At 35.8% G+C, this 18,570-nt stretch carries 13 protein-coding genes; 9 read left to right on the top strand and 4 right to left on the bottom strand.

From position 1 onward, the window contains the following. The first annotated feature begins 437 nt into the window (after nt 1-437). The 3 genes from ACW2QF_RS01110 to ACW2QF_RS01100 all read left to right on the top strand — a co-directional run bounded on the left by ACW2QF_RS01110 (nt 438) and on the right by ACW2QF_RS01100 (nt 5,247). Nucleotides 438-2,030: a DEAD/DEAH box helicase gene (locus tag ACW2QF_RS01110; protein WP_455714145.1), complete on the top strand. Its 1,593-nt coding sequence runs from the start codon at nt 438-440 to the stop codon at nt 2,028-2,030. Nucleotides 2,031-2,273: 243 nt separating this feature from the next. Beyond that, nucleotides 2,274-4,463, top strand: a complete 2,190-nt coding sequence (locus ACW2QF_RS01105; protein WP_455714144.1) for an alpha-galactosidase — start codon at nt 2,274-2,276, stop codon at nt 4,461-4,463. Nucleotides 4,464-4,494: 31 nt separating this feature from the next. Then, the gene (locus tag ACW2QF_RS01100; protein WP_455714143.1) at nt 4,495-5,247 is read left to right on the top strand and encodes a hypothetical protein; all 753 of its coding nucleotides are present in this window, start codon (nt 4,495-4,497) and stop codon (nt 5,245-5,247) included. Between the two features lie 138 nt (nt 5,248-5,385). Here ACW2QF_RS01100 and xylB read toward each other — a convergent pair whose 3' ends face one another. The 3 genes from xylB to ACW2QF_RS01085 all read right to left on the bottom strand — a co-directional run bounded on the left by xylB (nt 5,386) and on the right by ACW2QF_RS01085 (nt 8,393). Beyond that, the gene (gene xylB, locus ACW2QF_RS01095; protein ID WP_455714142.1) at nt 5,386-6,855 is read right to left on the bottom strand and encodes a xylulokinase; all 1,470 of its coding nucleotides are present in this window, start codon (nt 6,853-6,855) and stop codon (nt 5,386-5,388) included. Between the two features lie 328 nt (nt 6,856-7,183). After that, on the bottom strand, nt 7,184-7,729 hold the full coding sequence (locus tag ACW2QF_RS01090) for an NADH peroxidase (protein ID WP_455714141.1): 546 nt from the start codon (nt 7,727-7,729) through the stop codon (nt 7,184-7,186). 274 nt (nt 7,730-8,003) lie between these two features. Then, nucleotides 8,004-8,393, bottom strand: a complete 390-nt coding sequence (locus ACW2QF_RS01085) for a Fur family transcriptional regulator (protein ID WP_455714140.1) — start codon at nt 8,391-8,393, stop codon at nt 8,004-8,006. Nucleotides 8,394-8,808: 415 nt separating this feature from the next. Between ACW2QF_RS01085 and ACW2QF_RS01080 the strand changes: the two genes are divergently transcribed. The 6 genes from ACW2QF_RS01080 to ACW2QF_RS01055 all read left to right on the top strand — a co-directional run bounded on the left by ACW2QF_RS01080 (nt 8,809) and on the right by ACW2QF_RS01055 (nt 16,375). Next, nucleotides 8,809-9,282, top strand: a complete 474-nt coding sequence (locus ACW2QF_RS01080) for an NADH-quinone oxidoreductase subunit NuoE family protein (RefSeq protein ID WP_455714139.1) — start codon at nt 8,809-8,811, stop codon at nt 9,280-9,282. A 131-nt stretch (nt 9,283-9,413) separates the two neighbouring features. After that, complete coding sequence (locus ACW2QF_RS01075; RefSeq protein ID WP_455714138.1) at nt 9,414-11,267, top strand: NADH-ubiquinone oxidoreductase-F iron-sulfur binding region domain-containing protein; 1,854 nt, start codon at nt 9,414-9,416, stop codon at nt 11,265-11,267. 22 nt (nt 11,268-11,289) lie between these two features. Then, nucleotides 11,290-13,059, top strand: coding sequence for an NADH-dependent [FeFe] hydrogenase, group A6 (locus ACW2QF_RS01070; RefSeq protein WP_455714137.1), 1,770 nt, complete (start codon nt 11,290-11,292; stop codon nt 13,057-13,059). An 81-nt stretch (nt 13,060-13,140) separates the two neighbouring features. Then, complete coding sequence (locus ACW2QF_RS01065) at nt 13,141-13,383, top strand: (2Fe-2S) ferredoxin domain-containing protein (RefSeq protein WP_455714136.1); 243 nt, start codon at nt 13,141-13,143, stop codon at nt 13,381-13,383. A 14-nt stretch (nt 13,384-13,397) separates the two neighbouring features. Continuing rightward, nucleotides 13,398-15,125, top strand: a complete 1,728-nt coding sequence (locus ACW2QF_RS01060) for a [Fe-Fe] hydrogenase large subunit C-terminal domain-containing protein (RefSeq protein ID WP_455714135.1) — start codon at nt 13,398-13,400, stop codon at nt 15,123-15,125. Nucleotides 15,126-15,202: 77 nt separating this feature from the next. Beyond that, on the top strand, nt 15,203-16,375 hold the full coding sequence (locus tag ACW2QF_RS01055) for a SpoIIE family protein phosphatase (RefSeq protein WP_455714134.1): 1,173 nt from the start codon (nt 15,203-15,205) through the stop codon (nt 16,373-16,375). Between the two features lie 547 nt (nt 16,376-16,922). Here the strand turns inward: ACW2QF_RS01055 and asnS are convergent. Next, nucleotides 16,923-18,314, bottom strand: coding sequence for an asparagine--tRNA ligase (asnS, locus tag ACW2QF_RS01050; RefSeq protein WP_455714133.1), 1,392 nt, complete (start codon nt 18,312-18,314; stop codon nt 16,923-16,925). Between the last annotated feature and the right edge of the window lie 256 nt (nt 18,315-18,570).

The raw sequence follows: 18,570 nt of genomic DNA, 5'->3' as shown, positions 1-18,570 counted from the left end.
TCATTTTCAATTTGTATTGCATTATTTGTAGAAATCTTAAGACTATTTTTATACAAAATAAAGTATGTTTTCTTGACATTTACAAATGTACATGTTATACTTCACAAGAACGAAATGTGAAAGTTAGGCAAAATGCCTAATGATGGTATTGGGATTGGTTGTTTATTTCGTTGTACGTAATTGTTTTCTTTTATTGGAAAAGATTGAGAAATTATGGTTTGTTTCTAAAAAATGTTTCTTCGATAGAGAAGTTATATAATTGGTTAACTGAACAGTTATGTTATAAAATAGGTACTTATAAGAAATTATATAAATGCGATGCTTCACTTAATTAGGTACTCTTAGTCCCGGATTGAAAGGTCTAAGGGTTTTTTTGTGGAAATCTACTTCGACGCTGATTCTTATACTAATAAGAACAGAAAGGATTAATTATAGAAATGGAAACAGTTAGATTTGATGAGTTAAATTTATCCGCGCCCTTATTACGAGGGATTGTTGAGATGGGCTTCGAGCAAGCAAGCCCAATACAGGCTAAAGCTATACCTGCAGTATTAGAAGGAGGAGACATTATTGGTCAAGCGCAGACTGGTACAGGAAAGACAGCAGCTTTCGGTATCCCGCTACTTGAATCAATTGATCCAAAGAACAAACATCTTCAGGCTGTAGTTTTATGTCCAACTAGAGAATTAGCAATTCAGGTTGCTGATGAGATACGAAAATTAGCAAAATTCCTTCATGGAATTAAAGTACTACCAATCTATGGTGGTCAAGATATTACAAAACAGATTCGCTCTCTTAAAGCTGGAACGCAAGTTGTAATTGGTACACCAGGGCGTGTTATGGACCATATGAGAAGAAAAACTGTAAAGTTTAATGAAGTAAAGATGATTGTTCTTGATGAAGCTGATGAGATGCTTAACATGGGATTCCGTGAGGATATTGAAACAATACTTAAGGAAATGCCAGAAGAACGTCAAACAGTATTATTCTCTGCAACAATGCCAAAGCCAATTATGGATATTGCGCGTACGTACCAAAAAGATGCGAAGATTATTAAGGTAGTTAAGAAAGAATTAACAGTACCTAAGATTGAACAGTATTACTATGAAGTAAAACCTAAGAATAAAGAAGAAGTACTATCAAGATTGCTTGATATGTATGGACCAAAACTTTCTTTAGTATTCTGTAATACTAAGAAAATGGTAGATGAATTAGTTACTGCTTTAAAAGGCAGAGGATATTTTGCAGAAGGTCTTCACGGAGACTTGAAACAACAGCAAAGAGACCGTGTAATGAATGGATTCCGTAATGGAAAAACTGAAATCCTAGTAGCAACTGATGTAGCGGCTAGAGGTATCGATGTTGATGATGTAGAAGCCGTATTCAACTATGATGTACCTCAAGATGATGAATTCTATGTTCACCGTATTGGTAGAACAGGTCGTGCAGGAAGAACAGGTAAAGCATTTACTTTTGTTGTTGGCAAAGAAGTGTATAAACTAAAAGATATTCAAAGATATTGTAAGACAAAGATTATATGTCAACCAATACCATCTATTAATGATGTTACGAATACAAAGTTTGAGAAGATTCTTAATCAAATCGATGAATTAATCAAGACAGAAGATTTAAGTAAGATGGTAGATGTAATAGAAGCTAGAGTAAATGAAGAAGATTACACTTCACTTGATGTAGCTGCAGCATTCTTTAAATTAGCTATGGGTGATAGCGATCAAAACGATACACTTTCTTCAGAAGCTATTAACTTTGGAGATACTGGTGCTAGAGAAGGAATGGTTCGTCTATTCATTAATATCGGTAAAAAGCAAAATGCTAGACCAGGAGATATTCTTGGAGCTATTGCTGGAGAAACTGGAATGCCAGGTAGATTAATTGGTACAATTGATATGTTTGATAAGTATACATTTGTTGAAGTACCAACAGAATATGCTGGAGAAGTAATTCAAGTTATGAAAGATGCTAAAATTAAAGGCAAGAATATTAATATCGAACCTGCTAACAGAAAATAGTAGATTACAACAAGATGCTTAAATAATCCAAAAACAAATAATAATATATGTAGGGACTGTCTGTATTTATATACGCGACAGTCCTTTTTAGTATTAATTACATCACTTTTTATAATGGTTAATATGATGTAATTTTTTAGGTTAGTACTTGCTTAAAAATAACTTAATTTAATTTTAAAAACCAATTGATTATTATAACAACTCAAGTTACAATGACAGTATACTAACTTATGGAGGAATCTTATGGGAATTACTTATATTGAAAACAGTAAAACATTTAAGCTTGATACTAAAAAATCTACATATATGATTGCAATTGTTGATAAAGAACAATTCATTGGACATGTCTATTATGGTAAGAAGATAGGGGATGAGGAGATGTCTTATCTACTCAGAATTTATGAACCACCTTTTGTACCAACACAGAATGATAGAGATCGTTGTTCGTTTTATGATACATTTCCAACTGAATATTCTACACATGGAATAGGAGATTATAGAGATTCAGCATTGAAGCTTCGTAGTGAAGAGGGACATACTGCTAGTTGTTTACGTTATGTTGGCCATACTATAAGACATGGGAAAGATAGTTTGAAGGGATTGCCAGCAACCTTTGGAGATGAATCTAGCTGCATGAGCTTGTCAATACTGTGCGAAGATGTTTATACAGGGGTACAAGTTGTACTTTCCTACAGTGTATTTGAAGAAGAAGATGTTATTACTAGAGATGTTAAACTTGTTAATAAAACAGATAAATCGGTAATGATTGAAAAAGTATATTCTTGTTGTATGGATTTTGATGGAGTGGATTATGATGTGATAACATTACATGGTTCTTGGGCAAGAGAGCGACATGTTCAAAGAGCATCTCTTTCTCTAGGAAAACAAGGGGTGAATTCTGTTCGTGGAGAATCTAGTCATCAAGAACATCCATTCATGGCATTATGTACAAAGGATGCCACAGAAGATTTCGGTGAGGTATATGGCTTTAACTTTGTTTATTCAGGCAACTTTAATGCGCAAGTGGAAGGAACGCAATTTAATAGCTCAAGGCTGTTAATGGGTATTAATCCAGAAGAATTTCGTTGGTTATTAAAGTCTGGTGAGGAATTCCAAGCACCTGAAGTTGTAATGACGTATTCAAGCGAAGGAATTGGACAGATGACGCGTAACTTCCATAACATATATAGAAGACACCTAATTCGTAGTAAATATAAAGATCAAAAACGTCCAATCTTAATTAATAACTGGGAAGCTACATACTTCGATTTTAACAAAGAAAAATTAGTTTCCATAGCAAAACAAGCGTCTGAGCTTGGGATTGAGATGTTGGTAATGGATGATGGTTGGTTTGGAAATCGTTGTGATGATAACCGTGCACTTGGCGACTGGTTCGTGAATGAAGAGAAAATTGAAGGTGGTTTGAAATCATTAGTTGATGATGTGAATGCACTCGGAATGAAATTTGGTATCTGGTTTGAGCCAGAGATGATTTCACCAGAATCAAAACTATATGAACAACATCCTGATTGGGCGATACAAATCGAAGGAAAGCCAATGACATTAAGCCGAAATCAGTATGTCCTTGATATCGGACGTGAAGATGTACGAGACTATGTATACGGACGACTAAAAGACATTCTAACAAGTGCAAACATTGAATACGTAAAATGGGATATGAATCGTCAGCTAACGAATTTAGGAAGTAAAGTGTTAAGTAGCGATCAGATGGGAGAGTTATCTCACCGTTATGTTCTTGGAGTGTATGAAATGATGGAACGTTTCGTTACGGATTTCCCAGATATTCTACTAGAGAATTGCTCTGGTGGAGGAGCAAGATTTGATGCAGGTATGCTATATTATAGCCCACAGATTTGGTGCTCAGATGATACAGATGCAATCGAACGTTTGGAAATTCAACGTGGTACAGCTATGATATATCCACTTTCAACAATTGGTGCCCATGTTAGTGATTGTCCAAATCATGCAACTGGAAGGGTGACACCATTTATGACAAGAGGACATGTAGCATTAGCTGGAACATTTGGTTATGAGTTAGATGTGACGAAGATTTCTAAAGAAGATAGAGATATGATTCCAGAGCAGGTTGACATGTATCATAAATATGCTATGTTAATTCAAAGTGGGGATTATTATCGCATAGCCAATGTATCAGAAACAAAAAATTATGATTGTTACGAAGTCGTTGCACCTGATAAGAGTGAGGCTTTGGTTACTTATGTTCATGTAATGAATGTACCGAATTCACATAGCAGACGTATTCGATTAAAAGGTCTTCAAGAAGATGCATTATATGCTTGGGAAGGAACTGATTTCGTATTAACGGGAGCTGCTTACATGAATGCAGGAATTCTAATCAACCAAAAGTGGGGAGATTACCAATCAACACTCATTCATCTTGTTCGTCAGTAATTACTTTTGTAGTATAGTTTGGAGTAAGAGTATGGTAGATAAGGATCGTTTTGATACAGTTTGTGATATGGTGGTTAATTCTGTTGCAACAAGAGAAGGAATTGGAACATTAAGTGAGAAAACGTTACATTCTGTATTGAAGAATTATTATGAGCCAGATAACAGCAAACAGGAGATCAAGATTGGAGCTAAAGTTGCTGATATCTTCAATGAAGCTGGTATTATTGAGATACAAACAAAACAATTTAATAAGCTTAGAGGAAAATTAAGTGTCTTTTTACCAAAGCATCCAGTTACTATTGTATATCCAATTGCTTGTTGCAAGTGGATATGTTGGATAGATGAGACAACGGGAGAAGTAAGCCCTAGAAGAAAATCTCCAAAAAAGGGGAAGCCTCATCAGATCTTTGTTGAACTATATAAAATTAAAGAATATCTGGACAATCCTAATCTTCGTCTTAGAATTGTTATGGTTGAAGTGGAGGAATATCGTTTCCTTAATGGGTGGAGTAGGGACCGTAAGAAAGGATCTAGTTGTAGTGATCGAATACCTATCGGTCTTGAAGAAGAGATTACGATCAATGCTGTATCGGATTACCGTAAGATGATTCCGAAAGAATTACCAGAACAGTTTACTACGAAAGATTATTCCAAGATAGCAAAGGTATCAATAACATTAGCACAGGTATCTTTAAATGTAATGTGTAGTGTAGGAGTAATCAATTTTGTTGGAAAGCAAGGTAGACTTAAGCTATATGAACGTGGTTATGAAGATGTAGTGTGAAGAAGATGTTAATCAGAATTATATAGAATTATATAAAGGCGTTGTTAACTAAGAATTCGAAGAAGGTGCCTATGGCGAACATGAAATGTACGTCATTGGCACCTTTCTTGAATTGTTTTTCTCCGGTGCATAAATGGTTTATTTGATTAATTGGAATACGTCTTTTAATGCAGGATAAAGCTTAGTAAATTTTTCATACTGCCTGTTATAGGCAGATACTAATTCAGCATCTGGTTCAATAGAATCCACAACTTGAATCAATTTGCTAGTTGCTTCTTCAACCGTAGCATATTCTTTACAACCCACACAAGCAAGGATAGCAGCTCCGAAAGCAGGGCCTTCTTCACTATTAATTGTGTCTACGGTAACGTTCATAACGTTAGCAATAATCTTTTTCCACAAAGGACTCTTTGCGCCACCGCCATTAATACGAGTACGTTCGATTATTACACCAAGAGAACGTGCAATCTCTAGACAGTCTCTTAAGGAATAAGCAACACCTTCTAGTACAGCTTGTGTCATATCAGCCCTTGATGTATTCATAGTCATTCCGATGAAAGTACCTCTAGCATCTGGATTGTTATGAGGAGTTCTTTCTCCCATTAGATATGGTAAGAAAAATACGTTATTTTCCCCTAGTTTAATAATCTCTTTTTGCTCAGTAGCATAATCTTTCGTTCCGATAATTTCGTCCATCCACCATTTATTAGAGGCAGCAGCACTAAGAGTAACACCCATAAGGTGATATTTTCTATCAGCATGAGCAAAGGAGTGTAATGCGTTGTTATCGTCTACAGCGAAGTTCTTACTTGCGATGAATACAACACCAGATGTGCCAAGTGAGATATTACACATTCCATCACCAACGGTACCAGTACCAACTGCAGCAACAGCTTGATCGCCACCACCAATAATAACTTTAACAGTAGAAGGAAAGTTTAATTCAGTAGCGACAGACTCTTTCATCGTTCCAATAACATCAGAGCTTTCATATATCTTTGCTAATTGGCTTTCGTTTAAGCCAAGGATTTGAATCATTTCTTTGGACCAACATTTATTCTTAACATCAAGTAGTAGCATACCAGAGGCATCTGAGACATCTGTACAGTGATTTCCTGTTAATCGATAGGCCAAGTAATCTTTTGGTAGCATAATTCTCTCAATTCGTGAGAAGTTATCAGGTTCATTATTCTTAACCCATAGAATCTTAGGAGCAGTAAAACCAGTAAGAGCTACATTTGCTGTATATTCTGATAATTTGTCTCTTCCGATTTTATTGTTTAAGTAGTCACACTCTTTTTGAGTACGGCCATCATTCCATAAGATTGCTGGACGAATAACTTGATCATCTTTATCAAGAATAACGAGTCCATGCATTTGACCGCTGAAACTTAACCCACTAATTAATGTAGTGTCGCATTCAGCAGTTAATTCTTTCAAACCTGCAATTGTTGCATTGTACCAATCTTCTGGGTTTTGTTCTGACCATCCTGTTTGTGGGAAGAAAATTGGATATTCTTTTGAAACAATCTTTTTAATATCCCCTGCCTCGTCCATAAGTAGAAGTTTGACTGCTGATGTACCTAAATCAATACCGATATATAACATGTAAATACCTCATCCTTTCTATACGGTGGTGCTATGTACTATTTGTTTAATGATTAAACTATATACTTAACATACTATAAAACTGACAGTTTGTCAATGAATATAGGAGATAGGTTTATGCATATTGCTTAAAAAATGGAGTGTTAAATAATCAATATTGTAGTTTGGTTTTGGCTACCAGTGTATTAACGTATAAAACAAAAAGATTACCATAGAAGTGAGAGGTAAACTACAATAGCATAGTTTTGGGGAAACACTTCATATGATAATCTTTTTCAATATATAAGCTAAGGGGGGAGGAGTTATATATTATTATTTGTTTTGTTTCTTACTTTCCGAAATATCTGTTTAATAAACCTTCGAAAGCTTTGCCATGTCTAGCTTCATCTCTTGCCATTTCATGAACTGTATCATGGATTGCATCAAGATTAGCTTCTTTAGCACGTTTAGCAAGATCGAATTTACCAGCTGTAGCACCATTTTCAGCAGCGACTCTTAATTCAAGATTCTTCTTAGTGCTGTCAGTTACAACCTCACCTAATAATTCAGCAAATCTAGAAGCGTGATCTGCTTCTTCATAAGCAGCTTTCTCGTAGTATAAACCAATTTCTGGATATCCTTCTCTATGAGCAACACGTGCCATAGCAAGATACATACCAACTTCAGTGCATTCGCCAGTGAAGTTATCTCTTAAGTCTTTAAGGATGTCTTCGCTAACACCTTGAGCAACACCTAAAACATGTTCAGCAGCCCAAGTCATTTCACTTGATTGTTCTGTAAATTTATCAGCACCTACGCCACAGATTGGACATTTTTCTGGAGCTGATTCTCCTTCATGTACATAACCACAGATTTGACAAACAAATTTCTTCATTATTATCTCCTTTTCTTGCTTCAAAGTTTTTAAAATATAATTTTTTGATAAAAATAGTAATCATTACTGATATTGAATATGATACTCTAATTGAGAAACTTTGTCAAGTATATTTTCGATTATTTTTAAAATTATTTAAAATATTCAAAAGAGTAGGATAAATGAAGTTGTATAATATATAAAACACATAAAATGGCCTCAAAAGCGAATCTATGTAAGAGATGTCTCACATATGCGCCTTTGAGGCCATTTTATATATTAATTGTAAAAAAAATTATTCTGATTTCATGCAATTTTCGCAAGTTCCGTAAAAATAAACAGAATGACTATTGATTTTACCTGGAAATGACGCGTTAGCAATGGTATTGATGTGTTCAATAGAATCTATATTAAGATCTATAATATCACCACATTCATCACAAATAAAATGGTAATGATGTTGTTTATTACCATCAAAACGATCACTTCCATCACCACAAGAAACCTTTATAATTTCACCATGCTCAGCTAAGAGATTAAGATTACGATAAACAGTACCTAAACTAATATTGGGATATGTCTTTTTAATATTCATATAAACCATATCAGCAGTTGGATGGCAGGTAGTGTTTGCAAGATACTCCTTAATAGCTTCTCGCTGTCTGCTATATTTTAAGTTAGCCATAAGTAACCTCCCCTCAAGATAATAGTAATTGTTATCATTATAATTTGATTCAAATCAAATGTCAAGCAAAATTATTAATTAATACTAAATAAATACAATAGATTTCAAATCAAGTATTATAGTAGTTGAAATACAATGCCTTGATAGGAGGTGATTCGACATTATATACAAAAAAAGTATTATAAATAAAGTAGATACAAAAGACTTCACTAATATGTTTACAATGATTGGAATAATTGATATAATATATATATTAAACTTACTTGATAAAAGTTTAACAAATAGTACAAAATAGACAAAGGAGAGACTTGGAAAAGAAAAACATTCTCAGTTGATGGACTAGTTGTTGTGACTCTTTAGTTCCAAACACTATATAGTGAGACTAATTATACTATTATTAGGAGGTGTAAGCGACATGGCAATGGATAGTTTGTCAAAGGAGAAATACGAAGAATTAGGTGCATACATAGATTCTCTTCCTTCTAAAAAAGGAGAACTAATTCGCGTACTTCATCGCGCACAGGGGATTTTCGGGTATCTTCCTAAAGAGGTCCAATTCTTTGTAGCGAGAAAGATGGATGTACCTACGTCTAAAGTTTATGGAGTGGTAACATTTTATTCGTATTTTTCAATGATTCCAAAAGGTGAACATAATATATCTGTTTGTCTAGGTACTGCTTGTTATGTTAGAGGAGCGGAACCAGTTTTAGAAGAATTCCAAAAACAGTTGGGTATATCCTGTAATGAAACGACTGCAGATGGCAAATTTTCATTAAATGCGCTTCGTTGCGTTGGAGCTTGTGGTTTAGCACCAGTTGTCATGGTTGGTGACAAGGTTTACGGTAGAGTAACGAAGGATATGGTAAAAGACATATTGGCTGAATATTGATTTATTATGATAGTTCAATATTCGGTGTTTTTTGTGCGTAAAAGTACAGAAAAGGCATGACAATCAAGGAAGTCATATGGCGATTTGTGCTTCACTAAAGTCGCTAGACTTTGAAAGGAGTAAGTATTTATATGGCAAAAATTAATACTTTAGAAGAACTTTGTGAAGTTAAGGCCAAAGCATTAGAAGCGCAGAAAAATCAGAAAATTACTATTTTAGTTTGTGGGGGAACGGGATGTAAATCTTCAAATTCCAGTTTAATTGTTGAAAATTTGGAAGAAGAACTAGCTGCTGAAAATCTTACGGAACGAGTTACTGTTTTGATGACGGGGTGTTTTGGTTTCTGTGAAAAGGGACCAATTGTGAAGATACTTCCAGATAATACATTTTATACGGAAGTGACACCTGAAGATGCTAAGGAAATTGTTAGAAGCCATATTGTGAATGGCGAGAAGGTAGAGAGACTTTTATATAAAGATCAAATTACCGGAGAATCAATTCCTGATTCAAAACATATGAATTTTTATAAGAAACAGATGCGTATTGCATTAAGAAATTGCGGATATATTGATCCAGGTGAAATATCGCAATACATAAGAGAAGACGGGTATCAAGCCCTTGCAAAATGCCTAACGACTATGGAACCAAAAGAAGTCATTCAAATCGTGAAGGACTCAGGGCTTCGTGGTAGAGGAGGAGCGGGTTTCCCTACGGGACTTAAATGGGAGATTGCTAGTCGTTATGATGCAGATGTAAAATATGTTGTTTGTAATGCTGATGAGGGCGACCCAGGTGCCTTCATGGATCGTTCTATCCTTGAAGGTGATCCACATAGTGTTGTTGAAGCAATGGCTATTTGTGGATACGCAATCAATGCAAGTAAGGGGCGTGTGTATATCCGTGCGGAATATCCACTTGCAATAACAAGGCTTGAAAACGCAATAGAATCAGCAAGAGCCCATGGATTGTTAGGAGACAATATTCTTGGAACGAATTTTAGTTTTGATATTGAAATTACTTTTGGAGCAGGAGCATTCGTATGTGGTGAAGAAACTGCATTATTGCACTCTATGGAAGGAAGTCGTGGAGAGCCTACAACAAAACCTCCATTCCCGGCTGAGAGTGGTTTCTTTGAGAAACCTACCAATGTAAACAATGTTGAAACCTATGCCAACATTGCTCAGATTATATTAAATGGTGCAGAGTGGTATCGTTCCATTGGTACAGAAAAATCAGCAGGTACCAAGGTATTTGCTTTAGCAGGTAAGATTAATAATGTAGGATTAATTGAAGTTCCTATGGGTATTACACTTCGTGAAGTTATATTTGATATAGGTGGAGGTATTAAAGACGGAAAGAAGTTCAAAGCAGTTCAAACAGGAGGACCTTCTGGAGGGTGTTTAACAGAGAAGGACTTAGATACTCCAATTGATTTTGATAACTTAGTAGCAAAAGGTTCAATGATGGGATCTGGTGGTATGATTGTTATGGATGAAGATAGCTGTATGCCAGCAGTTGCTAAGTTTTATCTAGAATTTACACAAGAAGAATCTTGTGGAAAGTGTACACCATGTCGCGTGGGTACAACAAGGTTATTAGAATTGCTTACTATGATCTGTGAAGGTAAGGGTGAGATGAAACATCTTGAAGAACTCAAAGACCTTAGTCAGGTTATTAAGGATACTGCACTGTGTGGTTTAGGGCAGACAGCACCAAATCCAGTATTATCAACACTTGATGCATTCTATGATGAGTATGTAGCGCATGTAGTTGATAAGAAATGTCCAGCAGGAGTATGTCGTAAACTATTGTCCTATAAGATTGATGAGGATAAGTGTAAAGGCTGTACTTTATGTGCAAGAACTTGTCCTAATAATGCAATTGAAGGGAAAGTTAAGGAGCCACATGTTATTCACCTTGAATTATGTATCAAGTGTGGAGCTTGTATGGAAAAATGTAAATTCGGTGCGATATCAAAAGGCTGATTAAGGAAAGGAGTGATTTGAGTTGGCAGACAATAATACAATCAATGTAGTAATAGATGGAAAGCAAGTAAGCACTGCCGTAGGTAGTACAATACTAGATGCAGCAAAGAGCATTGGTATTGATATACCAACAATGTGTTATATGAAATTACATAACACAGAGTATAAATGTCAACCAGCTTCCTGTCGTGTTTGTGTTGTTGAAGTGGAGGGAAGAAGAAATCTATGTCCTGCATGTGCAACACCAGTAATGGAAGGAATGGTTATTAATACTAGCAGTATGCGTGTTTTACATGCACGTAAGATGGTTATTGAGTTAATGATATCCGATCATCCGAATGATTGCTTAACGTGCTCCAAATCTGGTAAGTGTGAACTTCAGGATTTAGCCAGAAAAGCAGGTGTGGTAGACATTCCTCTTTCAGGAAAAGCACAATCTGAATATGAAGTGCAGATAAGTAAAGCAATCGTACGTGATATGTCCAAATGTATTATGTGCAGACGTTGTGAGAAGATGTGCTCCGATATTCAATCTGTTCATGCGTTATCAGGTGTAGATCGTGGATTTGAAGCTGTTGTTGGAACTGCATTTGGTGAGTCCTTAGATAATACGGTTTGTGTTGGTTGTGGGCAATGTGTAGCTGTCTGTCCAGTTGGTGCACTTATGGAAAAAGACGATACGGATAAGGTGATCAAAGCACTTGCTGATCCTGCTATGACAGTAGTAGTTCAGACAGCACCAGCTACGAGGGTAGCAATTGGTGAAGAGTTTGGAATGGAACCCGGAACGGATGCAACTGGAAAAATGGTTACTGCACTGAAAAACCTTGGTGCAGATTATGTATTTGATACAGATTTTGCAGCAGATTTAACGATTATGGAAGAGGGAGCAGAATTAATCGATAGACTCACTAAATTCTTAAATGGTGAGAAAGCAGCATTACCATTATTAACTTCATGTTGTCCTGGTTGGGTGAATTTTTATGAATCAAATTATCCAGATATGCTAGATTTGCCATCTTCAGCAAAATCTCCTCAAGGCATGTTTGGTGCGGTCGCTAAGAATTATTTTGCTGAGGAATTACAAATTGATCGTAAAAAGATGTTCGTTGTGTCTGTAATGCCTTGTACTGCCAAAAAAATCGAGGCAGACAGGGAGGAATTGAAAGAAGATGGTAATCCAGATGTTGATGTAGTTCTTACAACAAGAGAATTAGCACGTCTGATTAAGATGGCGAATATAGATTTCTCTAATCTTCCTGATAGTGATTACGATAGTCCGTTAGGAGAGTCAACGGGAGCAGCAGTAATCTTTGGCGTAACAGGTGGTGTATTAGAAGCAGCTCTAAGAACAGTATACGAGGAGTTAGAGAAGAAGACTTTGTCAAACGTTGAGTTCGAAACAGTTAGAGGATTCGATGGCTTGAAAGTTGCAACAGTTACTATTGCAGGTCAGGATATTAATGTTGCAGTTGCACATGGTCTGTCTAATGCTAGAAAAGTTATGGAAGAGATTAAGAGTGGTAATCCTAGAAATCTTCATGCGGTTGAAGTAATGGCCTGTCCAGGTGGCTGTATTGGTGGTGGTGGTCAACCATATCATCATGGTGATGGCGAGATATTAAAGGCACGTACCAATGCAACTTACCATATTGATGAAGCTAAGACGATTAGAAAATCACATGAAAATCCTGCAATTAAAGCTCTTTATGTTAAGTACTATAAAGAGCCAGGTAGTGAAATCGCACATCATCAATTACATACACACTATACTTATCGTGAGAAATATTAATACTATGTAACGATTCGGTTACAAGTTAACAGGTTGATGGTGCCAAAGAGGCACCATTAACCTGACCTAGGAGGTAGGAATATGATTGTTACCGTTTGTATAGGAAGTTCCTGTCATCTGAAAGGTTCACGGGAAATTATAGAAAAGTTACAACAATTACTACACGAAAAAGGTTTGGAAAACGAGCTTGAACTACGTGGTTCATTCTGTATGGGTGAATGTGTAAACGGTGTATGTGTGAAGATTGATGAAGAGTTGTTTTCTCTTAGTCCGTCAACGGTGGAACAATTCTTCTTGGAACAAATTCTGAATAGGCTGGCATAAGAAAGGGTGGCGCTATGAATGTAATTGGTTTTAAAGAAGCAAAATGTAAAAACTGCTATAAATGTGTTAGGACTTGTGAAGTGAAAGCAATACAAGTTAAGAACGAACAGGCACAGATTATGAATGATATGTGTATTCTGTGTGGTCATTGTCTAGAAGCATGTCCACAAAATGCCAAGACATTCATTAGTGATTTAGAGAAAGTGAAAGATTACATTGCTGACGGTTATAAGACGGTTATATCCATAGCTCCTTCTTATGTAGGTATTATGAAATATCATAGTACTGGACAGATAGTTACAGCGCTTAAGAAGCTGGGTTTTTATCAAGTACGTGAGACAGCTGAAGGAGCGGTCTATGTTACTAATGAATACGAGAGATTGATAAGGGAAGGTAAGATGCGTAATATCATTACAACAAGTTGCCCAAGTGCTAACGATTTAATTGAAATCTATTATCCAAGTTTGGTAGGAGAGATGGCACCAGTTGTATCGCCAATGATTGCACATGGTAAGATGATTCGAGAGGTTTTAGGAGAGGAGGTTAAGGTGGTATTTCTTGGTCCATGTATGGCAAAGAAGCGAGAAGCCGAAGGGGATGAAAGGACAAGAGGATACATAGATGCAGTTATTAATTTTGAAGAAATTGAAGAGTGGTTAGCAAATGAAGGGATTCACATAAAGGATTTGGAGCCAAGGGAGTTTGATAATAGCAATCCAGCTGTGAATCGCCTTTACCCTATTAGTAGCGGAATAATTAGTTCGGTTATAGCAATGGAAGAGGGAGTAGATGTTAAACAATATCGTAAATTCTATGTACACGGTATTAAGAATTGTATGGAGTTGTTTGCGAGTATGGAGCGTGGAGAAGTAGAAGGCTGTTTTATTGAAGCTAATATATGCAATGGTGGTTGCATTAAGGGGACAGCGGTAAATAGAGATGATATATCTCGATTTAAAGTAAAGTTAGATATGGAGGAATCTATTAAAAAGGAACCTCCAAAACAGAAAGAGTTTCATAGTATGAGCATTGAGTCTTTGGCGAAGAGTTTTAAAAATCGTGCACCCGAAGAATCTATGCCATCAGAAGAAGAATTAAAGAAGATATTAAAGAAAACTGGGAAAGTGAAAAAGGATCAAGAATTAAATTGTGGTGCCTGTGGTTATCCAACGTGCAGGGATAAAGCAATTGCCGTATATCAAGGGAAAGCGGAACTTACGATGTGTATACCATATATGCATGAGAAAGCGCAGTCTATGGCTAACATTGTACTAGACACGACACCAAATATAATAATTGTAGTAGATGCTGATATGAGGATAGTAGAGTTCTCTGGGGCAGCTACGAAATATTTTCATGTGACAAGGGCAGAAGCTCTTAATAGATATCTATATGAATTCATTGATCATACAGACTTTGAAGAGGTAATGTTGACCCATAAAAATATTTATGGTAAGAAGGTAGATTATTCAGATCGTAAGTTATTTACTTTACAGAATATTGTTTACATCGAAGAATTGAATAATGTATTGGGTATTTTTCAAGATGTTACTAGAGATGAAGAGAAGAAGCAACAGACATATAGAGTGAAAGTTGAGACAATTGAGATGGCGCAAAGAGTAATTGATAAACAGATGTTAGTGGCACAGCAAATTGCTGGATTATTAGGTGAAACTACAGCGGAGACGAAAGTAACGCTGACAAAATTAAGAGATACCATATTGAATGACGGAGAAGAATAAGCCAAAGGTTGATTCAAATCGCATAGTCGACTTAAATCGATGTAACCATTGACTTTGCAGCAGGAGGGAAGAACGATATGAGTATTAGCGTAGATGTATCCTATAAGAGTTTGAATAAACACCATGAGGAATTATGCGGTGATAAGGTTGAAATATTAAAGACGGAAAACTCCTATATTATTATCTTAGCAGATGGTATGGGAAGTGGTGTGAAGGCAAATATTCTTGCTACCTTAACGTCTAAAATATTAGGTACTATGTTCTTAAATGGTGCGAAGATTGATGAATGTGTGGAGACAATTGTAAAAACCTTACCAGTATGTCAAGTGAGACAAGTGGCATATTCTACATTTAGTATCCTACAGATTTTTCAAGATGGTAAGGCATATCTAGTTGAATTTGATAATCCAAGTTGTGTATTTATAAGAGATGAAACAATAATTCGTCTTCCATTCACAGAGCGAATTATAGCAGATAAAAAGATTAGGGAATGTAGATTTGATGTCAAATTAAATGATTGTTTTGTGCTTATGAGTGATGGTGTAATTCATGCTGGTGTAGGGCAGGTTTTGAATTTTGGTTGGACCTGGGAGCATATGGCTGAATATACTCTTGAGTCTACGAAGAAGACTCTATCTGCATCAAGATTAGCATCAATCCTTAGTAAGGCATGTGATGATTTATATATGCAAACACCAGGTGATGATACAACCATAGCAGTGGCAAGGATTATTGATAAGAAGGTTGTCCATATCTTCACAGGACCACCTAGCAGAAAAGAGGATGATGAGGTATTAATAAGGGACTTCATGAGTGAAGATGCCCAAAGAATTGTGTGTGGTGGTACAAGTGCCAATATTGTATCCCGTGTTTTGAATAGGGAGATTAAGACTTCTCTAAACTATGTTGATCCAGATATTCCACCAATCGCCCATATTGATGGTTTTAAATTAGTGACAGAAGGGGTATTAACTCTAAATCGAGCGGTATCTCTCTTGAAAGAATATGTAGAAGAAGATATCGATGAGAATTTCTTCATGGAATTAGATAAGGAGAATGGTGGATCAAAGTTGGCTAAGGTATTAATTGAAGAATGTACCTCGTTGAAGCTGTTTGTAGGCAAAGCCATTAATGTTGCTCATCAAAATCCTAATCTCCCATTTGACCTTAGTATTCGTATGCATCTTATTGCGCAGTTGAAAGAATATATGAAGAAGATGGGGAAAGAGATTCAGGTGAAGTATTACTAAAATAATCTGTGTATTTTAGGTTGTGATGCAAAACTCTATCTACAGTAATAAGGCTTCTTAGCTACGTTCTATAACACAAAACACGCTACACATCTAAGTACTTCTAAGCGGTTACAATACAGGCGTACAAATGATACGCAACCGCCTTCGATTCGGCTCCTGCCTCAGCTCAGGCTGGCTCGCCATCCATGGCTCACCTTGCTATGTTGCCTAAGTACCCACTAAGAAGTACTATAGATGTTTCGCTATTGTTTCTTAGTTATAGTACGTATCTAAGAAGCAAATTTAGGTGATTTAGAGTTTTGCTTATTTACTTTACTGATACACAGATACAAGCAAGTTAAGACACTTTGGTATGACCTTCTTACTGATGGTATGTCGATGATAGAAGATAATGAACGTATTTTATTTCTTAATTATACTTATGAATTATATATTAAAAAAAAGGACAATTACAAACTATAATTGGTTTATAATTGTCCTTGTCTATATACAATAGAAAGTTCAAGTAGATTACTTTCTATTGTTCAAGCGATATACGTATATCTTATAATTCGCAGTTGTTAACTGTTCTTGGGAATGGGATTACGTCACGGATGTTTGTCATACCTGTTAAGTACATAACACATCTTTCAAATCCAAGACCAAATCCAGCATGTCTAGTTGAACCGTATTTTCTAAGGTCTAAGTAGAAGTCATAATCTTCTTCTTTTAATCCTAATTCATTCATACGAGCAACTAATTTATCATAGTTGTCTTCTCTTTGGCTACCACCAATGATTTCACCGATACCAGGTACAAGTAAGTCCATAGCAGCAACTGTTTTGTTATCATCATTAAGTTTCATGTAGAAAGCTTTGATGTCTTTTGGATAATCTGTTACGAATACTGGCTTTTTGTATATTTCTTCAGTAAGGTATCTTTCATGTTCTGTTTGTAAATCACAACCCCATGATACTTTATAGTCGAAGTTGTCGTTATTCTTTTCAAGAATTTCAATTGCTTCTGTATAAGTAACATGTCCAAAATCAGAAGATGCAACATGTTGTAAACGTTCGATTAAGCCTTTATCGATAAATGAGTTGAAGAAATTCATTTCTTCTGGTGCATGTTCAAGTACATAATTGATTACATATTTGATCATGCTTTCAGCAAGAATCATATCATCTTTTAAGTCTGCAAATGCGATTTCTGGTTCAATCATCCAGAACTCAGCAGCATGTCTTGTTGTGTTAGAATTTTCAGCACGGAAAGTAGGTCCGAAAGTATAGATGTTACGGAATGCCATAGCATAAGTTTCACCATTTAACTGACCACTTACAGTTAGGTTAGTTTCTTTACCAAAGAAATCTTGTGAGTAATCAATACTTCCGTCATCATTCTTAGGAACATCATTCATATCTAGAGTAGTAACTCTAAACATTTCACCCGCACCTTCACAGTCACTACCTGTGATTAATGGAGTGTGAACATAGACGAAATCTCTTTCTTGGAAGAATTGATGAATTGCATATGCGATAAGAGAACGTACACGAAATACTGCTTGGAATGTATTCGTTCTTGGTCTTAAGTGAGAGATAGTTCTTAAGTATTCCATGGTGTGTCTTTTCTTTTGAAGTGGATATTCAGGAGCAGAAGCACCTTCAATCTCTATTTCCTCAGCTTGAATTTCAAAAGGTTGTTTTGCTTGAGGTGTTGCAACAAGTTGTCCTTTGATAATAATAGCCGCACCGACATTCAGTTTAGAAATATCAGCAAAGTTGCTTAATTTGTCACTGTACACGATCTGTAATGTTTCGAAGAATGTTCCATCATTAACAACGATAAATCCGAATGTTTTTGAATCACGAATACTTCTAACCCATCCGCCTACCTCAATAGTTTGGCCGATGAATTTATCTTTTTCTTTGTATAACTCTCTAATTGTTACTAGATTCATCTTAGAATAACTCCTTTAACATAATAATATTGTAACTATTTCGTTACTCAGCTTTATTTCCATAATCTTTTATTATTATAACATAATTAACTGGTAATACAAGCAGAACAAAGGAATCAACCTTAACAATCTAAAGGGAAATGATATATAGCATCCAAACCTTGTCTATACAATTATAAATGAGATGTGCTATACTACTACAATGTATAATAAATTAATTTACCGATAGGGATTAGCTTGGTATACTATTATATAC

This window comes from Anaerosporobacter sp. (genome assembly GCF_965301125.1).
The sequence above is the reverse complement of the archived record's forward strand: the minus strand, read 5'-3'. Positions and strand labels throughout refer to the sequence as shown.

Excerpts from the sequence above, each read along its gene's own strand:
- xylB (WP_455714142.1), bottom strand. The coding sequence starts at position 6,855 with ATGTTATATATCGGTATTGATTTAGGTACATCAGCAGTCAAACTTCTA.
- ACW2QF_RS01110 (WP_455714145.1), top strand. The coding sequence starts at position 438 with ATGGAAACAGTTAGATTTGATGAGTTAAATTTATCCGCGCCCTTATTA.
- ACW2QF_RS01090 (WP_455714141.1), bottom strand. The coding sequence starts at position 7,729 with ATGAAGAAATTTGTTTGTCAAATCTGTGGTTATGTACATGAAGGAGAA.
- ACW2QF_RS01060 (WP_455714135.1), top strand. The coding sequence starts at position 13,398 with ATGAATGTAATTGGTTTTAAAGAAGCAAAATGTAAAAACTGCTATAAA.
- ACW2QF_RS01100 (WP_455714143.1), top strand. The coding sequence starts at position 4,495 with ATGGTAGATAAGGATCGTTTTGATACAGTTTGTGATATGGTGGTTAAT.
- ACW2QF_RS01055 (WP_455714134.1), top strand. The coding sequence starts at position 15,203 with ATGAGTATTAGCGTAGATGTATCCTATAAGAGTTTGAATAAACACCAT.
- ACW2QF_RS01105 (WP_455714144.1), top strand. The coding sequence starts at position 2,274 with ATGGGAATTACTTATATTGAAAACAGTAAAACATTTAAGCTTGATACT.
- ACW2QF_RS01080 (WP_455714139.1), top strand. The coding sequence starts at position 8,809 with ATGGCAATGGATAGTTTGTCAAAGGAGAAATACGAAGAATTAGGTGCA.
- ACW2QF_RS01075 (WP_455714138.1), top strand. The coding sequence starts at position 9,414 with ATGGCAAAAATTAATACTTTAGAAGAACTTTGTGAAGTTAAGGCCAAA.
- ACW2QF_RS01085 (WP_455714140.1), bottom strand. The coding sequence starts at position 8,393 with ATGGCTAACTTAAAATATAGCAGACAGCGAGAAGCTATTAAGGAGTAT.
- asnS (WP_455714133.1), bottom strand. The coding sequence starts at position 18,314 with ATGAATCTAGTAACAATTAGAGAGTTATACAAAGAAAAAGATAAATTC.
- ACW2QF_RS01065 (WP_455714136.1), top strand. The coding sequence starts at position 13,141 with ATGATTGTTACCGTTTGTATAGGAAGTTCCTGTCATCTGAAAGGTTCA.